The sequence below is a fragment of the Enterobacter cloacae complex sp. IR5450 genome (genome assembly GCF_049238665.1).
GTDB lineage: Bacteria > Pseudomonadota > Gammaproteobacteria > Enterobacterales > Enterobacteriaceae > Enterobacter > Enterobacter hormaechei_C.
Map to the genome: position 1 here is coordinate 1 of NZ_JBMKIC010000037.1, position 20,264 is coordinate 20,264.

A 20,264-nucleotide genomic window follows, 5' to 3' on the forward strand; every position below is an offset into this window, starting at 1 on the left:
AGCGATCAGATGTCACCGACAGAATATGAAAACCAGTATTATCAACGGCTCGGAAGTGTCTAAATTATCCGTGGCGATTCAGTTGTCATAACATTCAGAACTTCGACAGGTACTCCTCTTACTCCCCTCACCATAGGATGTTGAAAATGTAGATGATTTGCTATTTGTTGGGTAAGCCGGAGAGGAAAGAGTGGGAATTGTTCCCGGATATCAATCACCGAGTCATTAAACTCAGCCAGATAGAAAAAGTTACTTTCGACAGAAGAAAGGAGATGATGGTTTCGAAACGTCTTAAGGCCAAAGACTATCGAACGGTTTCCACGGGATTTAACGTCCTGAGCTCTAAGCCAGGGCTGATAACTTTGGCCATAGCCCACTCCTATGCCGTCACCTAGCGCATTTTCATAATCCAAATAGGATTTGAGACGCCTACCCCTAGCCATTATCGTACCCTAAAAACGACATTGATACGTACCTATATGTGCATTTTATAGTCTCCAACCCTATAACCACACATTCAGTAAGTATACAACATTAGCGTCGTTTTTTGAGAATGGTTACAACTTTAGTGCTTTGTGTACAACTTTATTGTCCTCGGACATCAGCCAGCGCTTGCGCGCATGCCCAGGCACTGGCCCACGCCCACTGGAAGTTATACCCGCCGAGCCAGCCGGTCACGTCCATCACTTCACCAATGAAATAAAGACCCGGCACGTTGCGGGCTTCCATCGTGCGGGATGAGAGTTCGTTTGTATCCACGCCGCCCAGCGTCACTTCCGCCGTGCGGTAGCCTTCGGTGCCGTTTGGCTGTACGCGCCAGTTCGTCAGCGTCTCCACCAGCGTTTCCTGCTCACGGCTGTTGAGCTGCTTGAGCGCAACATCCGGAATTTGCCCTAACACCTGCAAGCACTCCACGAGACGCTTCGGCAACTGCATCGCCAGGGTATTTTTCAGGCTTTGATTCGGGTGCGCGGCGCGTTGCTCGTTGAGGAACGCGTCCAGATCGCAGTCCGGCACCAGGTTTACGGAGACAAACTCCCCCGGCTGCCAGTAGCTGGAGATCTGCAATACCGCCGGCCCCGAGAGTCCACGATGGGTAAAGAGCAGGTTTTCGCGGAACACCGTGCCGTCTTCGGCCGTAATGACCGACGGTACAGACACGCCGGAGAGTGTCTGAAGCTGCTCCAGCAGCGGCTTATGCAGCGTGAACGGTACCAGCCCGGCGCGGGTGGGCAATACCTTCAGGCCAAACTGCTCGGCAATTTTATAGCCGAACGGTGAGGCGCCCAGCCCCGGCATCGAGAGGCCGCCGCTGGCGATCACCAGGTTATCGGCGCTGACGGTCTCACCGTTGAGTTGCAGCGTGTAGCCCTGCTCGTCACGGGCGACGTCCAGCACTTCGGTGCGCAGGCGCATTACTACGCCGCCTTTCTCGCACTCGGCCACCAGCATATCAACGATTTGTTGCGCGGAGTCGTCGCAGAACAGCTGTCCCAGCGTCTTCTCATGCCACGCGATACCGTGTTTACCCATCAGTTCGATAAAATCCCACTGGGTATAGCGCGCCAGCGCAGATTTGCAAAAATGGCGGTTCTGGCTCAAATAGGCCGCAGGCTCGACATAAAGATTAGTAAAGTTGCAGCGCCCGCCGCCAGACATCAGGATCTTGCGGCCAGGCTTTTTTCCGTTATCCAGCAGCAGCACGCGACGACCCGCTTGTCCGGCCATCGCCGCACAAAACATACCCGCCGCACCGGCGCCAATAACTACGGCATCAAACCTTTCCACGTCAAAATCCTCTTCGTTAACTGCCGCGGATTGTAAAGTTTCCTCAGTGGTCGCACCAGCGTAAAAAGATATTACAAAGCCATTTCATTGATATTTAAAGATTATCCTTTCAGGCACATTTCTCAAATCAGGTGGTATGTCAAAAAAAGTCTATATTTCACTTTGCCCGTTGCGCATTTGTCCTGGATAATGCGCCGCGTTCATGTCCTCAAAATGGCGTAACGTCCTATGCTACATTTGTTTGCCGGCCTGGATTTACATACCGGGCTTTTATTATTGCTTGCTCTGGTTTTTGTGCTGTTTTACGAAGCGATCAACGGCTTCCACGACACTGCAAACGCAGTAGCAACGGTTATCTACACTCGCGCAATGCGATCGCAGCTTGCGGTTGTTATGGCGGCGGTATTTAACTTTTTTGGTGTCCTCCTGGGCGGACTGAGCGTTGCGTATGCCATTGTGCATATGCTGCCAACGGATCTGCTGCTTAACGTGAGTTCCGGTCATGGCCTGGCCATGGTGTTCTCTATGCTGCTTGCTGCGATTATCTGGAACCTCGGTACCTGGTATTTCGGCCTGCCGGCATCCAGCTCTCACACCCTCATCGGCGCGATTATCGGTATCGGGTTAACCAATGCCCTGATGACCGGGACCTCCGTCGTTGATGCGCTGAATATCCCGAAAGTTCTCGGCATTTTCGGCTCTCTGATCATCTCCCCTATCGTCGGTCTGGTGGTGGCGGGTGGCTTGATTTTCATCCTGCGTCGCTACTGGAGCAACACGAAAAAACGTGCGCGTATCCACCTGACGCCAGCAGAGCGTGAGAAGAAAGACGGCAAGAAAAAGCCGCCGTTCTGGACGCGTATCGCGCTGATCATTTCCGCTATCGGCGTCGCCTTCTCTCATGGCGCGAACGATGGTCAGAAAGGTATCGGCCTGGTGATGCTGGTTCTGATTGGCGTCGCACCGGCGGGCTTCGTGGTTAACATGAACGCCTCCGGTTACGAAATCACCCGTACCCGTGATGCGGTAAACAACGTTGAGACTTACTTCCAGCAGCATCCTGATTTGCTGAAGAAAGCGACCGGCGTGGACCAGCTGATTCCTTCTCCGGAGTCAGGCGCAACGACGGCACCGGGCGAGTTCCATTGCCATCCGGCAAACGCGATTAACGCGCTGGAACGTGCGAAAGGCATGCTGGCCGATATCGAAAGCTATGACAAACTGGCTGTTGAACAGCGTGGTCAGCTGCGTCGCATCATGCTCTGTATCTCCGACGTGACCGATAAAGTCGCGAAGCTGCCAGAGGTTAATGCTGACGACCAACGTCTGCTGAAGAAACTGAAAGGCGATATGCTCAATACCATTGAGTACGCGCCAATCTGGATCATCATGGCGGTCGCGCTGGCGCTGGGTATCGGTACGATGATTGGCTGGCGTCGTGTGGCGACCACCATCGGCGAGAAGATCGGTAAGAAAGGCATGACCTATGCGCAGGGTATGTCCGCGCAGATGACGGCAGCGGTATCTATCGGTCTGGCGAGTTACACCGGTATGCCAGTCTCCACCACCCACGTACTCTCTTCGTCCGTGGCAGGTACAATGATTGTTGACGGCGGCGGTTTGCAGCGTAAAACCGTGACCAACATCCTGATGGCCTGGGTGTTCACCCTCCCGGCGTCCATCCTGCTGTCTGGCGGTCTGTACTGGATTTCGCTGAAGCTGATTTAATCGGCTGAAGGCGACAAAAAAGCGGGTCAGGAAACTGGCCCGCTTTTTTTATGCTCAGTGCCAAATCATCAGCGCAATCATACTCACCACAACCAGACCACAGAGGGCGCTGGTCAAAATGAACTGACGACGCAGGCGCTCGCAGCGACGGATAAACTCTTCATCGTGGTGATCGCGGTAGCGTTGGTAGTAGATATACCCCACCAGACGCATCTGCTTGCTGGGCTGTCCGTGCGAGGTGAAGAACCCTCCACCGTCCACATACTGATAAAGCAACGGATCGCAACCACGAAGTACCACTAACAGCGCACGTAACGATGAGAAGTAGCGCGCCATATTCACTATGCAAACCACGCATAACGCCCAAAACAATGCGACGGTGCTAATCATACATCCTCCCCGGCGTCCGCCCACGAAGCAAGGCTCCTGAGCTACCGCACCCCAATGCCCTGACAGACAGTTCAGTGAAAGAATGACCAAAAGTCGATCCGGTTCGCGTTTTAATATCCGAACGGCTCATTAAATAGTGTAGGAGATCCGTTAATTTTTTTGCCACAAGGTTAATCGTTATCAACACCAAAGCTTGAAAAATATGTTTAACTGGGCCGTAATGAAAGCATCAGACGACGGCTTTCCCATTTAGTCATCGATAACTTAAGGAAGGAGTAACACTATGGCTTACAAACACATTCTTATCGCGGTAGACCTCTCCCCGGAGAGTAAAGTGCTGGTTGATAAAGCAGTATCCATGGCACGTCCCTACAACGCGAAAGTTTCGCTGATTCACGTTGATGTGAATTACTCCGACCTCTACACCGGTCTGATCGACGTGAATCTCGGCGATATGCAGAAACGCATCTCCGAAGAGACTCACCACGCGCTGAGCGAGCTTTCTACCAACGCGGGCTATCCGATCACTGAAACCTTAAGCGGTAGCGGCGATCTGGGCCAGGTGCTGGTTGATGCGATTAAGAAATACGATATGGACCTGGTGGTATGTGGTCACCATCAGGACTTCTGGAGCAAACTGATGTCTTCCGCGCGCCAGCTGATTAACACCGTTCACGTGGATATGCTGATTGTTCCACTGCGTGACGAAGAAGACGAGTAAGTGCGTTAAATTCCCCTCACCCTAACCCTCTCCCAAAGGGAGAGGGAATAGATCGAGGATGTAGGCCGGGTAAGGCGAAGCCGCCACCCGGCTTTTTCTATTCCGGCGTACCCGAATAAATATCAAACCGGTGCCCTTTCGTGGTCACCGCGTTAGTGGTCGCAACGTCCGCCAGCGGCGGCGCATAGTCCGGCCGCTTCACCACCACACGCTTCGTCGCCAGCTGACGAGCCGGTTCCAGCAGGCCATCGGCATCTAAATCCGGCCCCACCAGCGACTGAAACACCCGCATCTCTTTCTTCACCAGCGCGCTTTTCTGCTTATGCGGGAACATGGGGTCGAGATAAACCACCTGCGGGCGCGGGGTGATGTCGGTGAGCGCCGTCAGGCTGGAGGCATGAATAAGTTGTAAACGTTCCTGTAACCACGGGCCGATTTCCGGGTCCTCATAGCCCCGCGTCAGCCCGTCGTCGAGCAGCGCGGCGACAACCGGATTACGCTCCAGCATCCGCACCCGGCAGCCCACCGAGGCCAGCACAAACGCATCGCGCCCCAGCCCCGCCGTGGCGTCCACCACGTCCGGAAGATAGCTCCCTTTAATGCCAACCGCCTTGGCCACCGCTTCGCCGCGACCGCCGCCGAACTTACGCCGGTGCGCCATCGCGCCGCCGACAAAATCGACAAAAATCCCGCCAAGCTTTGGCTCATCGCGCTTGCGCAGCTCCAGATGTTCCGGCGTCATCACCAGCGCCATCAGGTTGTCTTCATCATGTTCCAGCCCCCAGCGGGCCGCCAGAACAGATAAGGCGCCGTCCCCGGCGCCTGTTTCATCTACTAAGCAGATCTTCACGTAGCAATCAGCCTTTGATTCCGTAATGCTCCAGCATCGCATCCAGCTGAGGCTCGCGGCCACGGAAGCGTTTGAACAATTCCATAGGCTCTTCTGAACCGCCGCGGGTCAGGATGTTGTCGAGGAACGACTGACCGGTTTCGCGGTTGAAAATCCCCTCTTCTTCGAAGCGCGAGAAGGCATCCGCCGCCAGCACGTCGGCCCACAGGTAGCTGTAGTAGCCTGCGGCGTACCCGCCTGCGAAGATATGGCTGAACGCGTGCGGGAAGCGTCCCCAGGTTGGCCCTGGAATAACGGCAACCTGCTTTTTAATCTCAGCCAGGGTTTCGAGGATTTTCGCCCCCTGCTCCGGGCTGAACTCGGCGTGCAGGCGGAAGTCGAACAGGCCGAACTCCAGCTGGCGCAGGATAAACATCGCCGCCTGGGAGTTTTTCGCTGCCAGCATTTTATCCAGCAGTTCTTTCGGCAGCGGTTCACCCGTTTCGTAATGGCCGGAGATAAATGCCAGCGCGTCCGGCTCCCAGCACCAGTTTTCCATAAACTGGCTAGGCAGCTCGACTGCATCCCATGGCACACCGCTGATACCGGCGACGCCAGCGGTTTCGATGCGGGTCAGCATGTGGTGCAGGCCGTGACCGAACTCGTGGAACAGGGTGATCACTTCATCGTGGGTAAACAGCGCAGGTTTGCCGCTCACCGGACGGTTGAAGTTACAGGTCAGGTAGGCGACCGGTTTTTGCAGGGAACCATCCGCTTTACGCATCTGGCCCACGCAATCGTCCATCCACGCCCCGCCGCGCTTGTTCTCACACGCGTAGAGATCGAGGTAGAAGCTGCCGCGCAGTTCGTTTTTCTCGTCATACAGCTCAAAGAAGCGCACGTCCGGATGCCAGACGTCGATGTCGGTACGCTCTTTCGCGGTAATGCCGTAGATGCGTTTCACCACCTCGAACAGGCCGTTAACGGCTTTGTTTTCCGGGAAGTACGGACGCAGTTGTTCGTCGCTGATGCTGTAGAGATGCTGTTTCTGTTTTTCGCTGTAGTACGCGATATCCCACGGCTGAAGCTCGTCTACGCCGAACTCCGCTTTCGCAAAGGCGCGCAGCTGAGCCAGTTCTTTTTCACCCTGAGGACGGGCGCGTTTCGCCAGATCGGTCAGGAAGTCGAGCACCTGCTGTGGGTTCTCGGCCATTTTGGTGGCGAGGGATTTATCCGCGTAGCTGTCGAAGCCCAGCAGCTGTGCCAGCTCGTGGCGCAGGGCGAGGATCTCCGCCATCACCGGGCTGTTATCCCATTTGCCCGCATTCGGCCCCTGATCGGAGGCGCGGGTGCTGTAGGCGCGGTACATCTCTTCGCGCAGGGCCTGGTTGTCGCAGTAGGTCATCACCGGCAGATAGCTTGGGATATCCAGCGTTAACAGGAAGCCTTCCTGCTCTTTCGCTTCGGCCTGGGCTTTTGCTGCCGCCAGCGCGCTTTCCGGCATGCCCGCCAGTTCAGATTCATCGGTAATCAGCTTCGTCCAGCCCATGGTAGCGTCGAGGACGTTATTGCTGTACTGGTTGCCCAGCTCGGACAGGCGCGCGGCGATTTCACCGTAGCGAACCTGTTTTTCTTTTGGCAGGCCAATCCCGGACAGTTCGAAATCACGCAGGGCGTTATCGACCGATTTTTTCTGCGCCGTGTTCAGTTCGGCATAGTGGTCGCCGTCGCGCAGGTCGCGGTAGGCTTTGTAGAGCCCCTCATGCTGGCCGACCCAGGTGCTGTACTCAGAGAGCAGCGGCAGGGTTTGCTCGTAGGCTTCGCGCAGCTCCGGGCTGTTTTTTACCGAGTTCAGGTGGCTCACCGGGGAGAAGATGCGCCCCAGCACGTCGTCCACTTCGGCCAGCGGCTGACACAGATTTTCCCAGGTGTACGGCCCGCCCTGCGCGACCACGCTTTCTACCGCCGCGCGGCAGTTGTCCAGCGATTGCGTAACCGCTGGAACCACATGCTCGGGGAGGATTTTAGAAAACGGTGGCAACGAAAAAGGCGTCAGTAATGGATTGGTCATAAACGCTGTCCTGTTGAAATAGGTGAATGAAGCGCGCATCCGGCGCTGTGCATATTGTTCAGTAATGGGGTTAAGTGTAGAGGATTTCAATGCCAGACGTGGCGGAAAAGAGCCCGGTGGCGCTGCGCTTACCGGGCCTGCGGGTAATCTGTGCCGTTCTGCTGTAAACTGTGGCAAATCGTCAATTCAGCGGAATATCATTACCCATGCTCAGTTATCGCCACAGCTTCCACGCAGGCAACCACGCCGACGTCCTCAAACACACCGTTCAGAGCCTGATCATCGAATCGCTTAAAGAAAAGGATAAACCGTTCCTTTATCTGGACACCCACGCGGGCGCGGGCCGTTATCAGCTGAGCGGCGAGCATGCTGAGCGTACCGGTGAATATCTGGAAGGGATTGCGCGTATCTGGCAGCAGGACGATCTGCCTGCCGAGCTGGAGCCGTACATTGGCGTGGTGAATCACTTCAACCGCAACGGCCAGTTGCGTTACTACCCTGGCTCCCCGCTGATTGCCCGCCAGCTGCTGCGCGAGCAGGACAGCATCCAGTTAACCGAGCTGCACCCGAGCGACTTCCCGCTGCTGCGTTCTGAGTTTCAGAAAGATAACCGCGCCCGCGTAGACAAAGCCGATGGCTACCAGCAGCTGAAAGCCAAACTGCCGCCGGTTTCCCGTCGCGGCCTGGTGCTAATTGACCCACCGTACGAAATCAAAACCGACTATCAGGCGGTGGTGACGGGTATTCACGAAGGCTACAAACGCTTCGCCACCGGGACATACGCCCTGTGGTATCCGGTGGTGCTGCGCGCGCAAATTAAACGCATGATCAAAGACCTCGAAGCGACGGGCATTCGCAAAATCCTGCAAATTGAGCTGGCGGTGCGCCCTGACAGCGACCAGCGCGGCATGACCGCGTCTGGCATGATCGTCATTAACCCGCCGTGGAAGCTCGAAGCACAGATGAACAACGTGCTGCCGTGGCTGCACAAAACGCTGGTGCCAGCCGGTACGGGTCACGCCACCGTGAGCTGGATCGTGCCGGAGTAATCGCAGCCATCGGTGGAAACTATTGATTTCAGGTATACAATCGCGGCAATTCACGATTAAGGACAACGCTATGACTAAGCATTATGACTACATCGCAATCGGCGGCGGCAGCGGCGGCATCGCCTCCATCAACCGTGCAGCCATGTACGGCCAGAAGTGTGCGCTGATTGAAGCCAAAGAACTCGGCGGCACCTGCGTGAACGTGGGTTGTGTACCGAAGAAAGTGATGTGGCATGCCGCGCAAATCCGTGAAGCTATCCATATGTATGGCCCGGACTACGGCTTTGACACCACCATCAACCACTTCGACTGGGATAAACTGATCGCCAGCCGTACCGCCTACATCGACCGTATTCACACCTCGTACGATAACGTGCTGGGCAAGAATAACGTCGACGTGATCCGCGGCTTCGCCCGTTTCGTGGATGCGAAGACGATCGAAGTGAACGGCGAGACGATCACCGCCGATCACATCCTGATCGCCACCGGCGGCCGTCCGAGCCACCCCCACATTCCGGGCGCGGAATACGGTATCGACTCCGACGGGTTCTTCGAGCTGCCTGCTCTGCCAGAACGCGTTGCCATTGTGGGCGCAGGTTACATTGCGGTTGAACTGGCCGGCGTGATTAACGGCCTGGGGGCGGAAGCGCACCTGTTCGTGCGTAAACACGCGCCGCTGCGCAGCTTTGACCCGCTGATCGTCGACACGCTGGTCGAGGTGATGAACGCCGAAGGCCCAACCCTGCACACCAACGCCGTGCCAAAAGCGGTGGTGAAAAATGCGGACGGTAGCCTGACGCTGGAGCTGGAAGATGGCCGCAGCCAGACCGTTGACTGCCTGATCTGGGCGATTGGCCGTGAACCGGCCACCGACAACTTCAACCTGGCCGCAACCGGGGTGAAAACCAATGAAAAAGGCTACATTGTCGTTGATAAATTCCAGAACACCAGCGTACCGGGCATTTATGCCGTCGGTGATAACACCGGCGCCGTAGAGCTGACGCCGGTTGCCGTGGCGGCGGGGCGTCGTCTTTCCGAGCGTCTGTTTAACAACAAGCCGGACGAACATCTGGATTACAGCAACATTCCGACCGTGGTCTTCAGCCACCCGCCAATCGGTACCGTCGGCTTAACCGAGCCGCAGGCGCGTGAGCAGTACGGCGATGATCAGGTGAAAGTGTATAAATCGGCGTTTACCGCGATGTATACCGCGGTCACCTCGCACCGTCAGCCGTGCCGCATGAAGCTGGTCTGCGTGGGCCCGGAAGAGAAGATCGTCGGCATCCACGGCATTGGCTTCGGCATGGACGAGATCCTGCAAGGCTTCGCGGTGGCGCTGAAGATGGGCGCAACGAAGAAAGACTTCGATAACACCGTGGCAATCCACCCGACTGCGGCGGAAGAATTTGTGACCATGCGCTGATCGGTCTGATCCGCAACAAAACCGGCCAACTGGCCGGTTTTTTTATGCCCTGGGCAGGTAAACCCAACGGGTGTACAAACGGTAACAAAATAACCCGCTACCCGCGGTGGAATTAACTAATCTTAGAAAGCGCTACGCGTTCGCCTGTTACTACGGAAAAAGATTAGAGATATGAAAATGCACGTAAAGATCACCGCAAAACTGATGGCCAAAATGCACCTTGTTCTCGCGCTGGTATGGGCGATACTGACTATTCCTACCCTGCTGTGGTGGAAAAACAGCATTCTGTGGGTGTCGTTAATGAGCATTTACGCTATCGTGATTTCCCATCTGGCTGCGTACAGCGCCGCCCATGCAGAAAAAGCGGCCAGCAAGGCGATGGATAAAAGCGAAGGCGCCAGCCAGAAAGCCAATCAAACCGCCAACAGCCTTCAAGGCAATGCGCGTCAGGCACATTAATCCCTGCGTATATGCAGAATACCGAATGCTCTGAATTTTATTCCTGCTCTGTTTCCAAAGATTCTGATTTAATGATTTCATAATCAAAGGGATATCTGATTTTCAGCGTGTTTAAATCCATTTTGAAAGCGTGATCTACCGCACACTTCGCACCGCATTAACCGAAGCGAATGTCTACGCTTAAAAGATAGCCGGGAAAAACCCGTATTTGTTACGACAAAAACCGGAGGTCCTGAACACCATGTTCAACCAGAAACTACAGACTGCCGAGGATATCGAGTTCGATATTGCAGAAGAGCTGCGCTATGAAACCGATCCCTGTGAGTTAAAACTGGATGAGATGATCGAGGCAGAGCCGGAACCGGAAATGATTGAAGGGCTGCCGGCGTCCGATGCCCTTACGCCCGCTGACCGCTACCTTGAACTGTTTGAACACGTCCAGTCGTCGCGGCTGTTTGCGGACAGCAAAACCTTTCCCGACTGCGCGCCGAAGATGGATCCGCTGGATATTTTGATCCGCTATCGCAAGGTGCGTCGCCACCGTGATTTTGACCTGGCGCGCTTTGTAGAGAATCACTTCTGGCTACCGGAGGACTACAGCAAAGAGTACGTCTCTGATCCCGGCCTGTCCCTGAAAGAACATATCGATAATCTGTGGCCGGTGCTGACGCGCGAGCCGCAGGATCACATCCCGTGGTCGTCGCTGCTGGCGCTGCCGCAGGCCTATATTGTGCCCGGCGGGCGATTCAGCGAGACCTACTACTGGGACTCTTACTTCTCCATGCTGGGGCTGGCAGAAAGCGGTCGTAACGATCTGCTGAAATGTATGGCCGATAACTTCGCCTGGTTGATTGAGCGCTACGGCCATATCCCGAACGGCAACCGCACCTACTATCTCAGCCGCTCCCAGCCGCCCGTTTTTGCCCTGATGGTGGAGCTGTTTGAAGAGGACGGCGTGCGCGGGGCGAAGCGCTATCTTGAGCACCTCAAGATGGAGTACGCCTTCTGGATGGACGGGGCGGAATCGCTGCTGCTCAATCAGGCCTATCGCAGTGCGGTTCGTATGCCGGATGGCTCATTGCTCAACCGTTACTGGGACGATCGCGATACGCCGCGGGATGAATCGTGGATTGAGGACGTTGAAACTGCCCGTCATTCTGGTCGTCCGCCGAACGAGGTGTACCGTGACCTGCGTGCCGGGGCAGCCTCAGGATGGGATTACTCATCCCGCTGGCTGCGCGATCCTGCGCGGCTGGCCAGCATCCGCACAACACAATTTATCCCCATCGATTTGAACGCATTCCTGTTCAAACTGGAGAGCGCTATCGCCAACATCTCCGCGTCGAAAGGGGATAAAGAGACGGCTGATCTGTTCCGCCAGAAAGCCAGCGACCGGCGCGCGGCGGTAAACCGCTATCTGTGGGACGAAGAGAACGGCTGTTATCGTGATTACGACTGGCGGCGTGAAGCCCTGGCGCTGTTCTCTGCGGCCAGCATTGTGCCGCTGTATGTGGGCATGGCGACGCATGAGCAGGCTGAACGGCTGTCCGATGCCGTTAAAGCCCGTCTGCTCACGCCGGGCGGTATTCTCGCCACCGAATATGAAACCGGGGAGCAGTGGGATAAGCCGAACGGCTGGGCGCCGCTCCAGTGGATGGCGATCCAGGGGTTCAAGCAGTACGGCAACGACTCGCTGGGAGATGAGATCGCCTGGAGCTGGCTGCACACGGTGAACCATTACTACAAAACCCATCATAAGCTGATTGAGAAGTACCACATCGCCAGCAGCACGCCACGCGAAGGTGGCGGGGGGGAGTATCCGTTGCAGGATGGCTTCGGCTGGACGAATGGCGTGGTGCGGCGGTTGATTGGGTTATATGGTGAACCTTGAGCCTTGCCCTAACCCTCTCCCCTGAGGGGAGAGGGAAAAGTTAACGAATCACCTCATAAATGGCAGTCTGGATGGACTGCCATTTTTTTGTGCTGGCATCGGGCTGCGTCTTCGCGCGGCGCGTTGCCATATCGGCGTCGTGCTGCTGGCGTTTCACCACCGCAGGGACGGTACAGAATGCTTTCAGGTACTGCTTACGCATAGGCGTCAGCGATTCCCCGTTCGCCATCGCATGGCTAAGCGTATTAATAAAGCGTCGGCAGGGCTTTTGCTCTGTCATTTGCAGGCGGTAGCGCAACATTACTTCCAGCACATCGTCGTAGCCTGCCGACAACGCCTCCTCCGTCCATGACATTTTCCAGTCCATCCCGCCCTGCAAAAACAGGAGCGCCACCCGGGTATCGTTGCGGCTAATCGCTGAACGGAAGTTGTTTTCATCCCAGGTGACACCCATCCGCGTCAGCGTTTCTCGCGAGGAAGGCGTTTCGCGCATCTCCTGCACCGGTGCGGGAGATGCCGTACTGGCCACAGCCGGCTGCGGTTTACTGCTGTTCACCAGCCAGAATCCCCCCACGACAATCGCGATAACCATCACGCCAACCGCTCCCCACAGCACGCCGGAAATCAGCTGTTCGCGCTGCTCTGGCGTACGCGTGGCACGCTGAGTCGGTTTTTCTATACTGTCGCGCACTTCAAAAAGATCGCCGCCTGTGGTGCGGTCCATTTTTTGCGCCTTTTCCCAGAACGCGTACAGCTCGCTTTCGTCCACCGCCATCAGCGCCGCCGGGTTAACGCGTGTCCGCCCTTCCTCAAACGCGCGCTGAACGGAGCGGGTGATCTGCGTGTAATAGCAGTCGAGCAGCTGGATTTGCGCTCCGCTTAACGGCTGCTGCACGGTGATGCTGTTGCGGATTTGTCGAATATCTTCGAGGAAGGTTTGCAGGGTTTTGCGGGGCTCTACCAGCAGCGTCAGCATGTCCGGGGCGTTAAACAGCGGCGCGTAGTAGCGGCTAAATTCTTTTTTATCCACCAGCAGTTGGGCCAGTTCGCTGAACAACATGCCGCTCAGAACATCATTAATCTCACCGTTTTTCAGCCAGCGACGCACGCGTTCAGCGTTAAACAAGGTCTTAAGATGATTATTCAGCCGCACCGGATCGGGCCACGCCTGCTGTATCAGCCCTTTAATCATCAGCTCAATGGCACGCACCTGTTTCTGCGCCTGAAGCTGGCTCTCCTTCTCTGGCACCCTCCCGGTTTCGTAGGTCAGGAGGGGCTGTTGCAGACGCAGATATTCAAGGGAGGTGACGAAGCGCATCGCCGCAATCAGCTGATTTTCGCTGACATCCTGCCCGCTTTCATACTGGGGAACACGCTGCTGAAGCAAGCGTAATTGCAGCGTAAAGGCCGTCATTTCCGCATCATTCAGGTTCAGCTTCCTGGCTACAGCGCCCCACCCGCCCAGCCCCAGGCGGGCGCTATCCAGTTGCTCCAGAAACCAGCGTGGATCTTTTCCTTCAGAAACATGTACATTCAACAGAAGTAAAATTTCAACAGACGCCTGACGGATCGCCGCCAGACAGTGTTCAAACTGTTCGCGGGTATGATGCGATGAGCTAATCATCATTGTTTTCCTTGAGAGACAATGAGTACCGCTAAAGCGGCATTAAAAGTCGTTTTTCTTTTTATTTATATGAGGTTAAACATACCTGACTTTCTGTTGAAATAAAGTGACAACCTTATAATCATTTGCAATGTCTCCGGAGGATCGTCATGCCCGCCTTAACCACCGCGCGTCTCACCTGCTCGCCGCTGCAAGAGCAAGACTGGCCCTTTTTTCTGTCGCTACAGCAAAATCCTGAGGTAATGCGTTTTGTCGCCCCTGCGCGTAGCGAGGCGGACATTCGGGAAGCCTTTGAGTCTCGTCTGTTGCCGTGGACGCCGGGCAGTTCGCACTGGCTCTGCCTTATGGTGCGTGAGACGGCCAGCCAGACGCCGCTGGGCGTAACCGGATATGTGCACCGGGAGGCAGATTGTGCTGAAGTCGGTTTTCTCTTTGCGCCTTCTGCGCAGGGGAAAGGTTACGGCTTTGAATCTCTGCGGGCTGTGTGTGATTTTGCGCTGACTCAGGGCAATATCCGTCGGCTCACCGCGACCGTGACGGCGGGAAATATCGCCTCCAGGCGACTGCTGGAAAAAACAGGTTTTCAGCTGGAAGGTGAGTTGCGCGAGAGTTATTTCCTTTCAGGGCAATGGCATAACGACTGGCTATTCGGTTTACTGAAAAAGGAATTCCCGTTCAGTTAAACCTGATCAACAGCCATTTGGCGGATATTTCCCCGGCGGCGTTTCCTCTATAGTCGCGTCATTAAGAGGAAACGCTTATGACGGGTTATGCAATGCAGATATCTTCTGCTGCAATCGCATTAATTAAAAAACAACAGGGTCTTTCCCTGGAGAAATACCGTGACGAAAAGGGAATATGGGTTATAGGTTATGGTCACGTAATTCGCCAGTGGGAAAAATTTAACGGTCTCATCACGCCGACTGAGGCGGAGAATTTGCTTTGTAATGATATTCAATTATGTGAGGCGCTGCTGCGGGAAATGAACAAACGCCCATTAACCCAACAGCAGCATGACGCACTGATATTAACCCTCTTCAGTTTTGGGGAAGAGTCCCCTCTGCCAGAGAAGATCCTTCAGGCCGTCGCCCGGGTGTAGTACATCGCGGCTTGCGTCCGGTTTTTGACATCAAGACGCCGGAAAAGCGTCTCAAGATGGGCTTTTACCGTTGCCGCACTGATATTGAGATTACGTCCAATCTCTTTATTGGACTCTCCGGCCGCCAGTAACTTCAATACCTCACGCTGGCGCTCGCTTAACACTGCCAGTTCATCCTGAGAGGTGTGCTGCTTCAGCCACTCGCCGGGAAAACAGACCATTCCTCGCGATACAGAATCCAGCACTGCGGAAAAGCGTTCGGGATTCGCATTGCGGGGAATTATCGCCACCACGTTGCGCTGAAACATTTGCTCAACCCAACGCCGCTCTTTTTTCGTTAACACCAACACCACGCGCGACGTTGGAAAGCGATCCATAATCTCTTCCAGTAAAGCCACACCATTATCACGAATTAAATACCCATCTATCATGACGATAGCGGAGGGTGACGCGGATAATTGCGCCCATAATTCATCAGTCTGACGAGTTCCTGTCATATCTATTTTCGGAATTAACTTCTGCAAACTATACATCGCTCCATGAATAAATAATGACTGCCTGTCAAACATGATTACTCGCATCGTTTTACTCCTCTGAGAATAGCGAAGGGGGATTCTACAGAGGCATTTTTTAAGAAAAAACTCAATGAATGGAGAGGTTACAAATCACCCAGCTCTCTTTATATCTTCCAGCATTTAAACATACCTGTTTTAAGGATTTCCTTAAGAGGGTTCCTTCCCCCTTAAGACTGAACATTACAGAAACATACCGCCTGAAACTTCAATACGTTGCGCATTCATCCAGCCCAGTTTGTCACTGAGCAACGCCGCAATGGCGTCACCAATATCATCGGGCAGGCCCACGCGTCCCAGCGCTGTCTGCGAGGCCAGCAGCTGGTTAAGCTCCGCATTATCCCGCACTCGCCCGCCCCCAAAATCGGTTTCAATCGCGCCGGGCGCGATGATATTGACGGAAATTCCGCGCGCGCCAAGCTCTTTTGCCTGATAGCGGGTCAGCACCTCCATCGCCCCTTTCATTGCCGCGTAGGTTCCTGAACCGGGCTGAGTAAAACGGGCCAGTCCGCTGGAGACGTTCAGGATCCGCCCTCCGTCTTTTATGAGCGGCAGCAGCTGTTGCGTGAGGAAAAACGGTCCTTTGAAGTGAATGTTCATCGCATCATCAAACTGCGCCTCGGTCGTCTCGGTATAGGGTGCATATAACCCTGTACCTGCGTTGTTCACTAAATAGTCAAAGGTGTCACGTTGCCAGACGTGTTTAAGGGTATCTTTCACCTTTTGAGCAAAGCGCGAAAAGCTTGCCGTATCGCCGACGTTGAGCTGCAATGCTGCCGCTTTTCCGCCTTTTCCCTCGATTTCGCGCACAACTTCCTGCGCCTCCTGCTGGCTGTTGTTCCAGGTGAGGATAATGCCTGTCCCTTCCGCGGCCAGCTTCAAAACGGCATTTTTACCCAGGCCGCGGCTACCGCCCGTCACTAAAGCAATACGTTCACTCATAATTCACCTCGTTTCGGCTGTGATGAAGATTGAGAAAGAGCTTATTAGATGGTAGAAAATCAATAAATAGTGCCGTGAGCGCTTCACTGTTTCATTCTTAACAACAATGACCAACATCTATGGATAAAATACACGCAATGCAGCTTTTCCTTCGGGTCGCGGAACTGGAGAGTTTTTCCCGCGCGGCGGAGACGTTAAGCCTGCCGAAGGGGAGCGTATCGCGACAGATCCAGGCACTGGAAAACGCGCTGGGCACGCAGCTGCTGCACCGCACTACCCGCCGCGTCAGCCTGACGCAGGACGGCATGGTTTATTACGAGCGCGCCAAAGATCTGCTGATGAATCTGGACGAACTGGACGGCATGTTCCTGCACGACCCTTCAACCATCAGTGGTCGGCTACGTGTGGATATGCCCGTTGCCATTGCGCGAAATGTCGTCATTCCGAAACTGCCTGCATTTTTACAACAGTTTCCCGGCATTGAACTGGAGCTGAGTAGCAGCGATCGTCTGGTCGATGTCATCCGCGAAGGATTTGACTGCGTGGTTCGCGTGGGAAACTTAAAGGACTCCGGGCTTATCGCCCGCCCGCTTGGGAAACTCTCGGTGATTAACTGCGCCAGCCCGGATTATCTGACGCGATTCGGCTACCCTGAGACGCTGGACGATTTGGCTTCGCATGCCCTCATTCACTACTCCGCCACGCTGGGCACCCGTCCGCAGGGTTTTGAGTATTACAACGGCAGCGCGACCCAGTGGGTAAAAACGGGGGGCGTATTGACGGTTAATAGCACGGAAACCTACCAGGCTGCCTGTATCGCCGGGCTTGGCATTATTCAGGTCCCGCGCGTCGGGGTGCGTGATGCCCTGCGCACGAAAAAACTCGTTGAGATCCTGCCGCAATATCGGGCTGAACCAATGCCCGTCTCCCTCATTTATCCCCACCGCCGTAACCTCTCCCGTCGGGTGCATGTGTTTATGGAGTGGCTTACCGAACTCACAAAAGGTTACGTGGACTAGTCGCAAGCTATAATTCAGTAACATCCAGCTCAACGAAAAGGAAAATGCGCGTGACGCCGGAAAATAACCCGCAACGACCGACTCAACATTTAGATTATGAACCCATCAAAAAGATGGATAACGAGCCTGAAGCGCCGAAAGAGCCTGGAACGGCCAGCAAAGCGCTGGGTACCGTGACCGGCATAGCCGAAAAAATTCAGCAGATACCCGCGATTGCTCACCTGATACTCGCCGCTGAGCGCTTTAACGACCGCATGGGAAATCAGTTTGGCGCGGCGATTACCTATTTCTCGTTCCTGTCGATGATCCCCATTCTGATGGTGTCATTTGCCGCCGCCGGTTTTGTGCTGGCGTCTCACCCGACGCTGTTGCAGGACATTTTCAATAAGATCCTGACCAACGTCAGCGACCAGACGCTCGCCACAACGCTCAAAAGCACCATCAACACCGCCGTGCAGCAGCGTACCACTGTGGGTATCGTCGGGTTGCTGATTGCGCTCTATTCCGGGGTGAACTGGATGGGCAACCTGCGTGAGGCTATTCGCGCCCAGTCGCGTGACGTCTGGGAGCGTAGGCCGCAGGATCAGGAGAAGATATGGGTGAAGTATCTGCGCGACTTTATTTCGCTGATTGGGCTGCTGGTGGCGCTGGTCATCACGCTCTCTATCACCTCGGTCGCCGGTTCCGCGCAGCAGATGATTATCTCCGCGCTGTACCTGGATTATATTGAATGGCTGAAACCGGCCTGGCGCGGTATAGGGCTTGCCATCTCCATCTTTGCTAACTACCTGCTGTTCTTCTGGATCTTCTGGCGTTTGCCCCGCCATCGGCCGCGCAAGAAGGCGCTGATCCGTGGGACGTTGATTGCCGCCATTGGCTTTGAAGTGATCAAAATTGTGATGACCTATACGCTTCCGTCGCTGGTGAAGTCGCCCTCCGGCGCGGCCTTTGGTTCGGTGCTGGGGCTGATGGCTTTCTTCTATTTCTTCGCTCGCCTGACGCTGTTCTGCGCCGCGTGGATCGCCACGGCTGAGTATAAAGATGACCCGCGCATGCCGGGTAAAACCCACCGCTGATGTCCTGTCGGGCTGATATTTCAGCCCGATCCGCCATTTCAGCATATAAATCCAGTCCGTAACTTTTATTTAACGCAAAACCAGTTTTAATGACTGATATTTAAAAAGTGTGAAGCATTTCATAGAAGTGTTTTCGCTGGTCTGAAAATTATCCGCTTTTTGTTGCTTTTATGACCACGCCACGCCTTTGTTACAGATTGAAATGTCGCTTTTGCTATGCCTAATATGGCCCTTCGTTCGTCCAAAAATAAGAAAATATTATGCAAGCAACAGCCACCACACTTAACGAAGGGGCGGAACACGTTCCGGTCAACTCGCGCAATAAAGTCGTCGTCGCATCGCTGATTGGCACCGCCATTGAGTTCTTCGACTTTTATATTTACGCCACCGCTGCGGTCATTGTCTTTCCGCATATTTTCTTCCCTCAGGGCGACCCGACGGCAGCCACGCTACAGTCTTTAGCCACCTTTGCTATCGCCTTCGTTGCGCGTCCGATTGGTTCAGCGGTCTTTGGGCATTTTGGCGATCGCGTTGGCCGTAAAGTGACGCTGGTTGCCTCGCTGCTGACGATGGGGATCTCCACCGTCGCCATCGGCCTGCTGCCGACCTATGAAACTATCGGCATTCTGGCGCCTGTGCTGCTGGCGCTGGCGCGCTTTGGTCAGGGTCTGGGGCTGGGCGGGGAATGGGGCGGCGCGGCACTGCTGGCGACCGAAAACGCTCCGGCGCGCAAGCGTGCCCTGTATGGCTCTTTCCCGCAGCTGGGCGCACCGATTGGGTTCTTCTTTGCTAACGGCACCTTCCTGCTCCTCTCCTGGCTGCTGACCGATGAACAGTTCATGAGCTGGGGCTGGCGTATTCCGTTCGTCTTCTCTGCTGTGCTGGTGCTGATTGGCCTGTACGTGCGCGTGTCGCTGCACGAGACGCCGGTCTTTGCTAAAGTCGCCGCGGCGAAAAAGCAGGTTAAAGTTCCGCTGGGGACGCTGCTGACCAAACACCTCCGCGTGACCGTGCTGGGCACGTTCATCATGCTGGCGACCTACACGCTGTTCTACATCATGACCGTTTACTCCATGACCTTTAGTACTGCCGCCGCGCCGGTCGGCCTGGGCCTGCCACGTAACGAAGTGTTGTGGATGCTGATGATGGCGGTCATCGGATTTGGTGTGATGGTGCCTATCGCGGGCCTGCTGGCGGATAAATTTGGCCGTCGTTCAAGCATGATCGTCATCACCTCCCTGATTATTCTGTTCGCGCTGTTTGTCTTCCCGCCGCTGCTGGGTTCAGGTAGCCCTGCGCTGGTGATGGCGTATCTGCTGATTGGCCTGAGCCTGATGGGGCTGACCTTTGGCCCAATGGGCGCGCTGCTGCCGGAGCTGTTCCCGACTGAAGTGCGTTACACCGGCGCGTCGTTCTCCTATAACGTTTCGTCGATTCTGGGCGCCTCGGTAGCCCCGTATATCGCCACCTGGCTTCAGGCGAACTATGGCCTGTTCTATGTGGGTGTCTATCTGGCAGCAATGGCAGCGCTGACGCTGATTGCGTTGCTGCTGACGCATGAGACGAAGCATCAGGCGCTGTAA

The 20,264-nt window shown here is 55.2% G+C and carries 18 protein-coding genes and 1 pseudogene; 11 read left to right on the forward strand and 8 right to left on the reverse strand.

What is annotated here, in order from left to right:
- Positions 1-77 precede the first annotated feature (77 nt).
- A pseudogene (locus tag ACOTYB_RS21000) lies at positions 78-443 on the reverse strand (transposase); the annotation flags it as partial.
- Positions 444-585: 142 nt separating this feature from the next.
- The gene (locus ACOTYB_RS21005; RefSeq protein ID WP_220153419.1) at positions 586-1,788 is read right to left on the reverse strand and encodes an NAD(P)/FAD-dependent oxidoreductase; all 1,203 of its coding nucleotides are present in this window, start codon (positions 1,786-1,788) and stop codon (positions 586-588) included.
- Between the two features lie 228 nt (positions 1,789-2,016).
- Between ACOTYB_RS21005 and pitA the strand changes: the two genes are divergently transcribed.
- Positions 2,017-3,516 carry an inorganic phosphate transporter PitA gene (gene pitA / locus ACOTYB_RS21010; RefSeq protein ID WP_003861225.1) on the forward strand — a complete coding sequence of 500 codons (1,500 nt, stop codon included), beginning with the start codon at positions 2,017-2,019 and terminating at the stop codon, positions 3,514-3,516.
- A gap of 54 nt (positions 3,517-3,570) precedes the next feature.
- Here the strand turns inward: pitA and uspB are convergent, their stop codons facing one another.
- On the reverse strand, positions 3,571-3,906 hold the full coding sequence (gene uspB, locus ACOTYB_RS21015) for a universal stress protein UspB (RefSeq protein ID WP_003861224.1): 336 nt from the start codon (positions 3,904-3,906) through the stop codon (positions 3,571-3,573).
- A 283-nt stretch (positions 3,907-4,189) separates the two neighbouring features.
- On the opposite strand from uspB, the gene uspA reads away from it, so the two are divergent.
- Entirely contained in the window at positions 4,190-4,627 is a 438-nt protein-coding gene (gene uspA / locus ACOTYB_RS21020) for a universal stress protein UspA (protein ID WP_003861223.1), read from the forward strand.
- 97 nt (positions 4,628-4,724) lie between these two features.
- Here uspA and rsmJ read toward each other — a convergent pair whose 3' ends face one another.
- Both rsmJ and prlC read right to left on the reverse strand, forming a co-directional pair.
- Positions 4,725-5,477: a 16S rRNA (guanine(1516)-N(2))-methyltransferase RsmJ gene (gene rsmJ, locus ACOTYB_RS21025; RefSeq protein WP_003861219.1), complete on the reverse strand. Its 753-nt coding sequence runs from the start codon at positions 5,475-5,477 to the stop codon at positions 4,725-4,727.
- Positions 5,478-5,484: 7 nt separating this feature from the next.
- A complete protein-coding gene (gene prlC / locus ACOTYB_RS21030) occupies positions 5,485-7,527 on the reverse strand; it encodes an oligopeptidase A (RefSeq protein WP_409249027.1) in 2,043 nt (680 codons plus the stop codon).
- 206 nt (positions 7,528-7,733) lie between these two features.
- Between prlC and ACOTYB_RS21035 the strand changes: the two genes are divergently transcribed.
- From ACOTYB_RS21035 to ACOTYB_RS21050, 4 genes are all read left to right on the forward strand, one after another.
- Positions 7,734-8,576 carry a 23S rRNA (adenine(2030)-N(6))-methyltransferase RlmJ gene (locus ACOTYB_RS21035; protein ID WP_023323852.1) on the forward strand — a complete coding sequence of 281 codons (843 nt, stop codon included), beginning with the start codon at positions 7,734-7,736 and terminating at the stop codon, positions 8,574-8,576.
- A gap of 70 nt (positions 8,577-8,646) precedes the next feature.
- Positions 8,647-9,999: a glutathione-disulfide reductase gene (gorA, locus tag ACOTYB_RS21040; RefSeq protein WP_003861215.1), complete on the forward strand. Its 1,353-nt coding sequence runs from the start codon at positions 8,647-8,649 to the stop codon at positions 9,997-9,999.
- Positions 10,000-10,170: 171 nt separating this feature from the next.
- Positions 10,171-10,458 (forward strand): hypothetical protein, encoded by a 288-nt coding sequence (locus ACOTYB_RS21045; RefSeq protein WP_003861213.1) that lies wholly within the window; start codon positions 10,171-10,173, stop codon positions 10,456-10,458.
- Between the two features lie 241 nt (positions 10,459-10,699).
- Positions 10,700-12,349, forward strand: coding sequence for an alpha,alpha-trehalase (locus ACOTYB_RS21050; protein WP_003861211.1), 1,650 nt, complete (start codon positions 10,700-10,702; stop codon positions 12,347-12,349).
- Between the two features lie 40 nt (positions 12,350-12,389).
- On the opposite strand, the gene ACOTYB_RS21055 is transcribed toward ACOTYB_RS21050, so the two are convergent.
- Positions 12,390-13,976, reverse strand: coding sequence for an STY4199 family HEPN domain-containing protein (locus ACOTYB_RS21055; RefSeq protein WP_220153421.1), 1,587 nt, complete (start codon positions 13,974-13,976; stop codon positions 12,390-12,392).
- A gap of 146 nt (positions 13,977-14,122) precedes the next feature.
- Here ACOTYB_RS21055 and ACOTYB_RS21060 point away from each other — a divergent pair, with 146 nt between their 5' ends.
- Positions 14,123-14,656 carry a GNAT family N-acetyltransferase gene (locus tag ACOTYB_RS21060; RefSeq protein ID WP_003861207.1) on the forward strand — a complete coding sequence of 178 codons (534 nt, stop codon included), beginning with the start codon at positions 14,123-14,125 and terminating at the stop codon, positions 14,654-14,656.
- A gap of 77 nt (positions 14,657-14,733) precedes the next feature.
- Positions 14,734-15,072 (forward strand): lysozyme, encoded by a 339-nt coding sequence (locus ACOTYB_RS21065; RefSeq protein WP_003861206.1) that lies wholly within the window; start codon positions 14,734-14,736, stop codon positions 15,070-15,072.
- On the opposite strand, the gene ACOTYB_RS21070 is transcribed toward ACOTYB_RS21065, so the two are convergent.
- On the reverse strand, positions 15,051-15,653 hold the full coding sequence (locus tag ACOTYB_RS21070; protein ID WP_003861204.1) for a helix-turn-helix transcriptional regulator: 603 nt from the start codon (positions 15,651-15,653) through the stop codon (positions 15,051-15,053). The two genes, ACOTYB_RS21065 and ACOTYB_RS21070, sit on opposite strands and share 22 nt — an antisense overlap.
- Positions 15,654-15,827: 174 nt before the next feature.
- Entirely contained in the window at positions 15,828-16,586 is a 759-nt protein-coding gene (locus tag ACOTYB_RS21075; RefSeq protein ID WP_023323855.1) for an SDR family NAD(P)-dependent oxidoreductase, read from the reverse strand.
- Positions 16,587-16,705: 119 nt separating this feature from the next.
- Here ACOTYB_RS21075 and ACOTYB_RS21080 point away from each other — a divergent pair, with 119 nt between their 5' ends.
- From ACOTYB_RS21080 to ACOTYB_RS21090, 3 genes are all read left to right on the forward strand, one after another.
- Entirely contained in the window at positions 16,706-17,605 is a 900-nt protein-coding gene (locus ACOTYB_RS21080; protein ID WP_017384184.1) for a LysR family transcriptional regulator, read from the forward strand.
- A gap of 50 nt (positions 17,606-17,655) precedes the next feature.
- On the forward strand, positions 17,656-18,681 hold the full coding sequence (gene yhjD, locus ACOTYB_RS21085) for an inner membrane protein YhjD (RefSeq protein WP_409249028.1): 1,026 nt from the start codon (positions 17,656-17,658) through the stop codon (positions 18,679-18,681).
- A gap of 260 nt (positions 18,682-18,941) precedes the next feature.
- Positions 18,942-20,264: an MFS transporter gene (locus tag ACOTYB_RS21090; protein ID WP_003861198.1), complete on the forward strand. Its 1,323-nt coding sequence runs from the start codon at positions 18,942-18,944 to the stop codon at positions 20,262-20,264.

Bases quoted from the DNA above. Each gene is read 5' to 3' on its own strand.
- ACOTYB_RS21050 (WP_003861211.1), top strand. From the start codon at position 10,700: ATGTTCAACCAGAAACTACAGACTGCCGAGGATATCGAGTTCGATATT.
- ACOTYB_RS21070 (WP_003861204.1), bottom strand. From the start codon at position 15,653: ATGCGAGTAATCATGTTTGACAGGCAGTCATTATTTATTCATGGAGCG.
- ACOTYB_RS21075 (WP_023323855.1), bottom strand. From the start codon at position 16,586: ATGAGTGAACGTATTGCTTTAGTGACGGGCGGTAGCCGCGGCCTGGGT.
- uspA (WP_003861223.1), top strand. From the start codon at position 4,190: ATGGCTTACAAACACATTCTTATCGCGGTAGACCTCTCCCCGGAGAGT.
- ACOTYB_RS21080 (WP_017384184.1), top strand. From the start codon at position 16,706: ATGGATAAAATACACGCAATGCAGCTTTTCCTTCGGGTCGCGGAACTG.
- ACOTYB_RS21090 (WP_003861198.1), top strand. From the start codon at position 18,942: ATGCAAGCAACAGCCACCACACTTAACGAAGGGGCGGAACACGTTCCG.
- prlC (WP_409249027.1), bottom strand. From the start codon at position 7,527: ATGACCAATCCATTACTGACGCCTTTTTCGTTGCCACCGTTTTCTAAA.
- pitA (WP_003861225.1), top strand. From the start codon at position 2,017: ATGCTACATTTGTTTGCCGGCCTGGATTTACATACCGGGCTTTTATTA.
- uspB (WP_003861224.1), bottom strand. From the start codon at position 3,906: ATGATTAGCACCGTCGCATTGTTTTGGGCGTTATGCGTGGTTTGCATA.
- ACOTYB_RS21035 (WP_023323852.1), top strand. From the start codon at position 7,734: ATGCTCAGTTATCGCCACAGCTTCCACGCAGGCAACCACGCCGACGTC.
- ACOTYB_RS21060 (WP_003861207.1), top strand. From the start codon at position 14,123: ATGCCCGCCTTAACCACCGCGCGTCTCACCTGCTCGCCGCTGCAAGAG.
- ACOTYB_RS21065 (WP_003861206.1), top strand. From the start codon at position 14,734: ATGACGGGTTATGCAATGCAGATATCTTCTGCTGCAATCGCATTAATT.
- ACOTYB_RS21055 (WP_220153421.1), bottom strand. From the start codon at position 13,976: ATGATGATTAGCTCATCGCATCATACCCGCGAACAGTTTGAACACTGT.
- gorA (WP_003861215.1), top strand. From the start codon at position 8,647: ATGACTAAGCATTATGACTACATCGCAATCGGCGGCGGCAGCGGCGGC.
- ACOTYB_RS21045 (WP_003861213.1), top strand. From the start codon at position 10,171: ATGAAAATGCACGTAAAGATCACCGCAAAACTGATGGCCAAAATGCAC.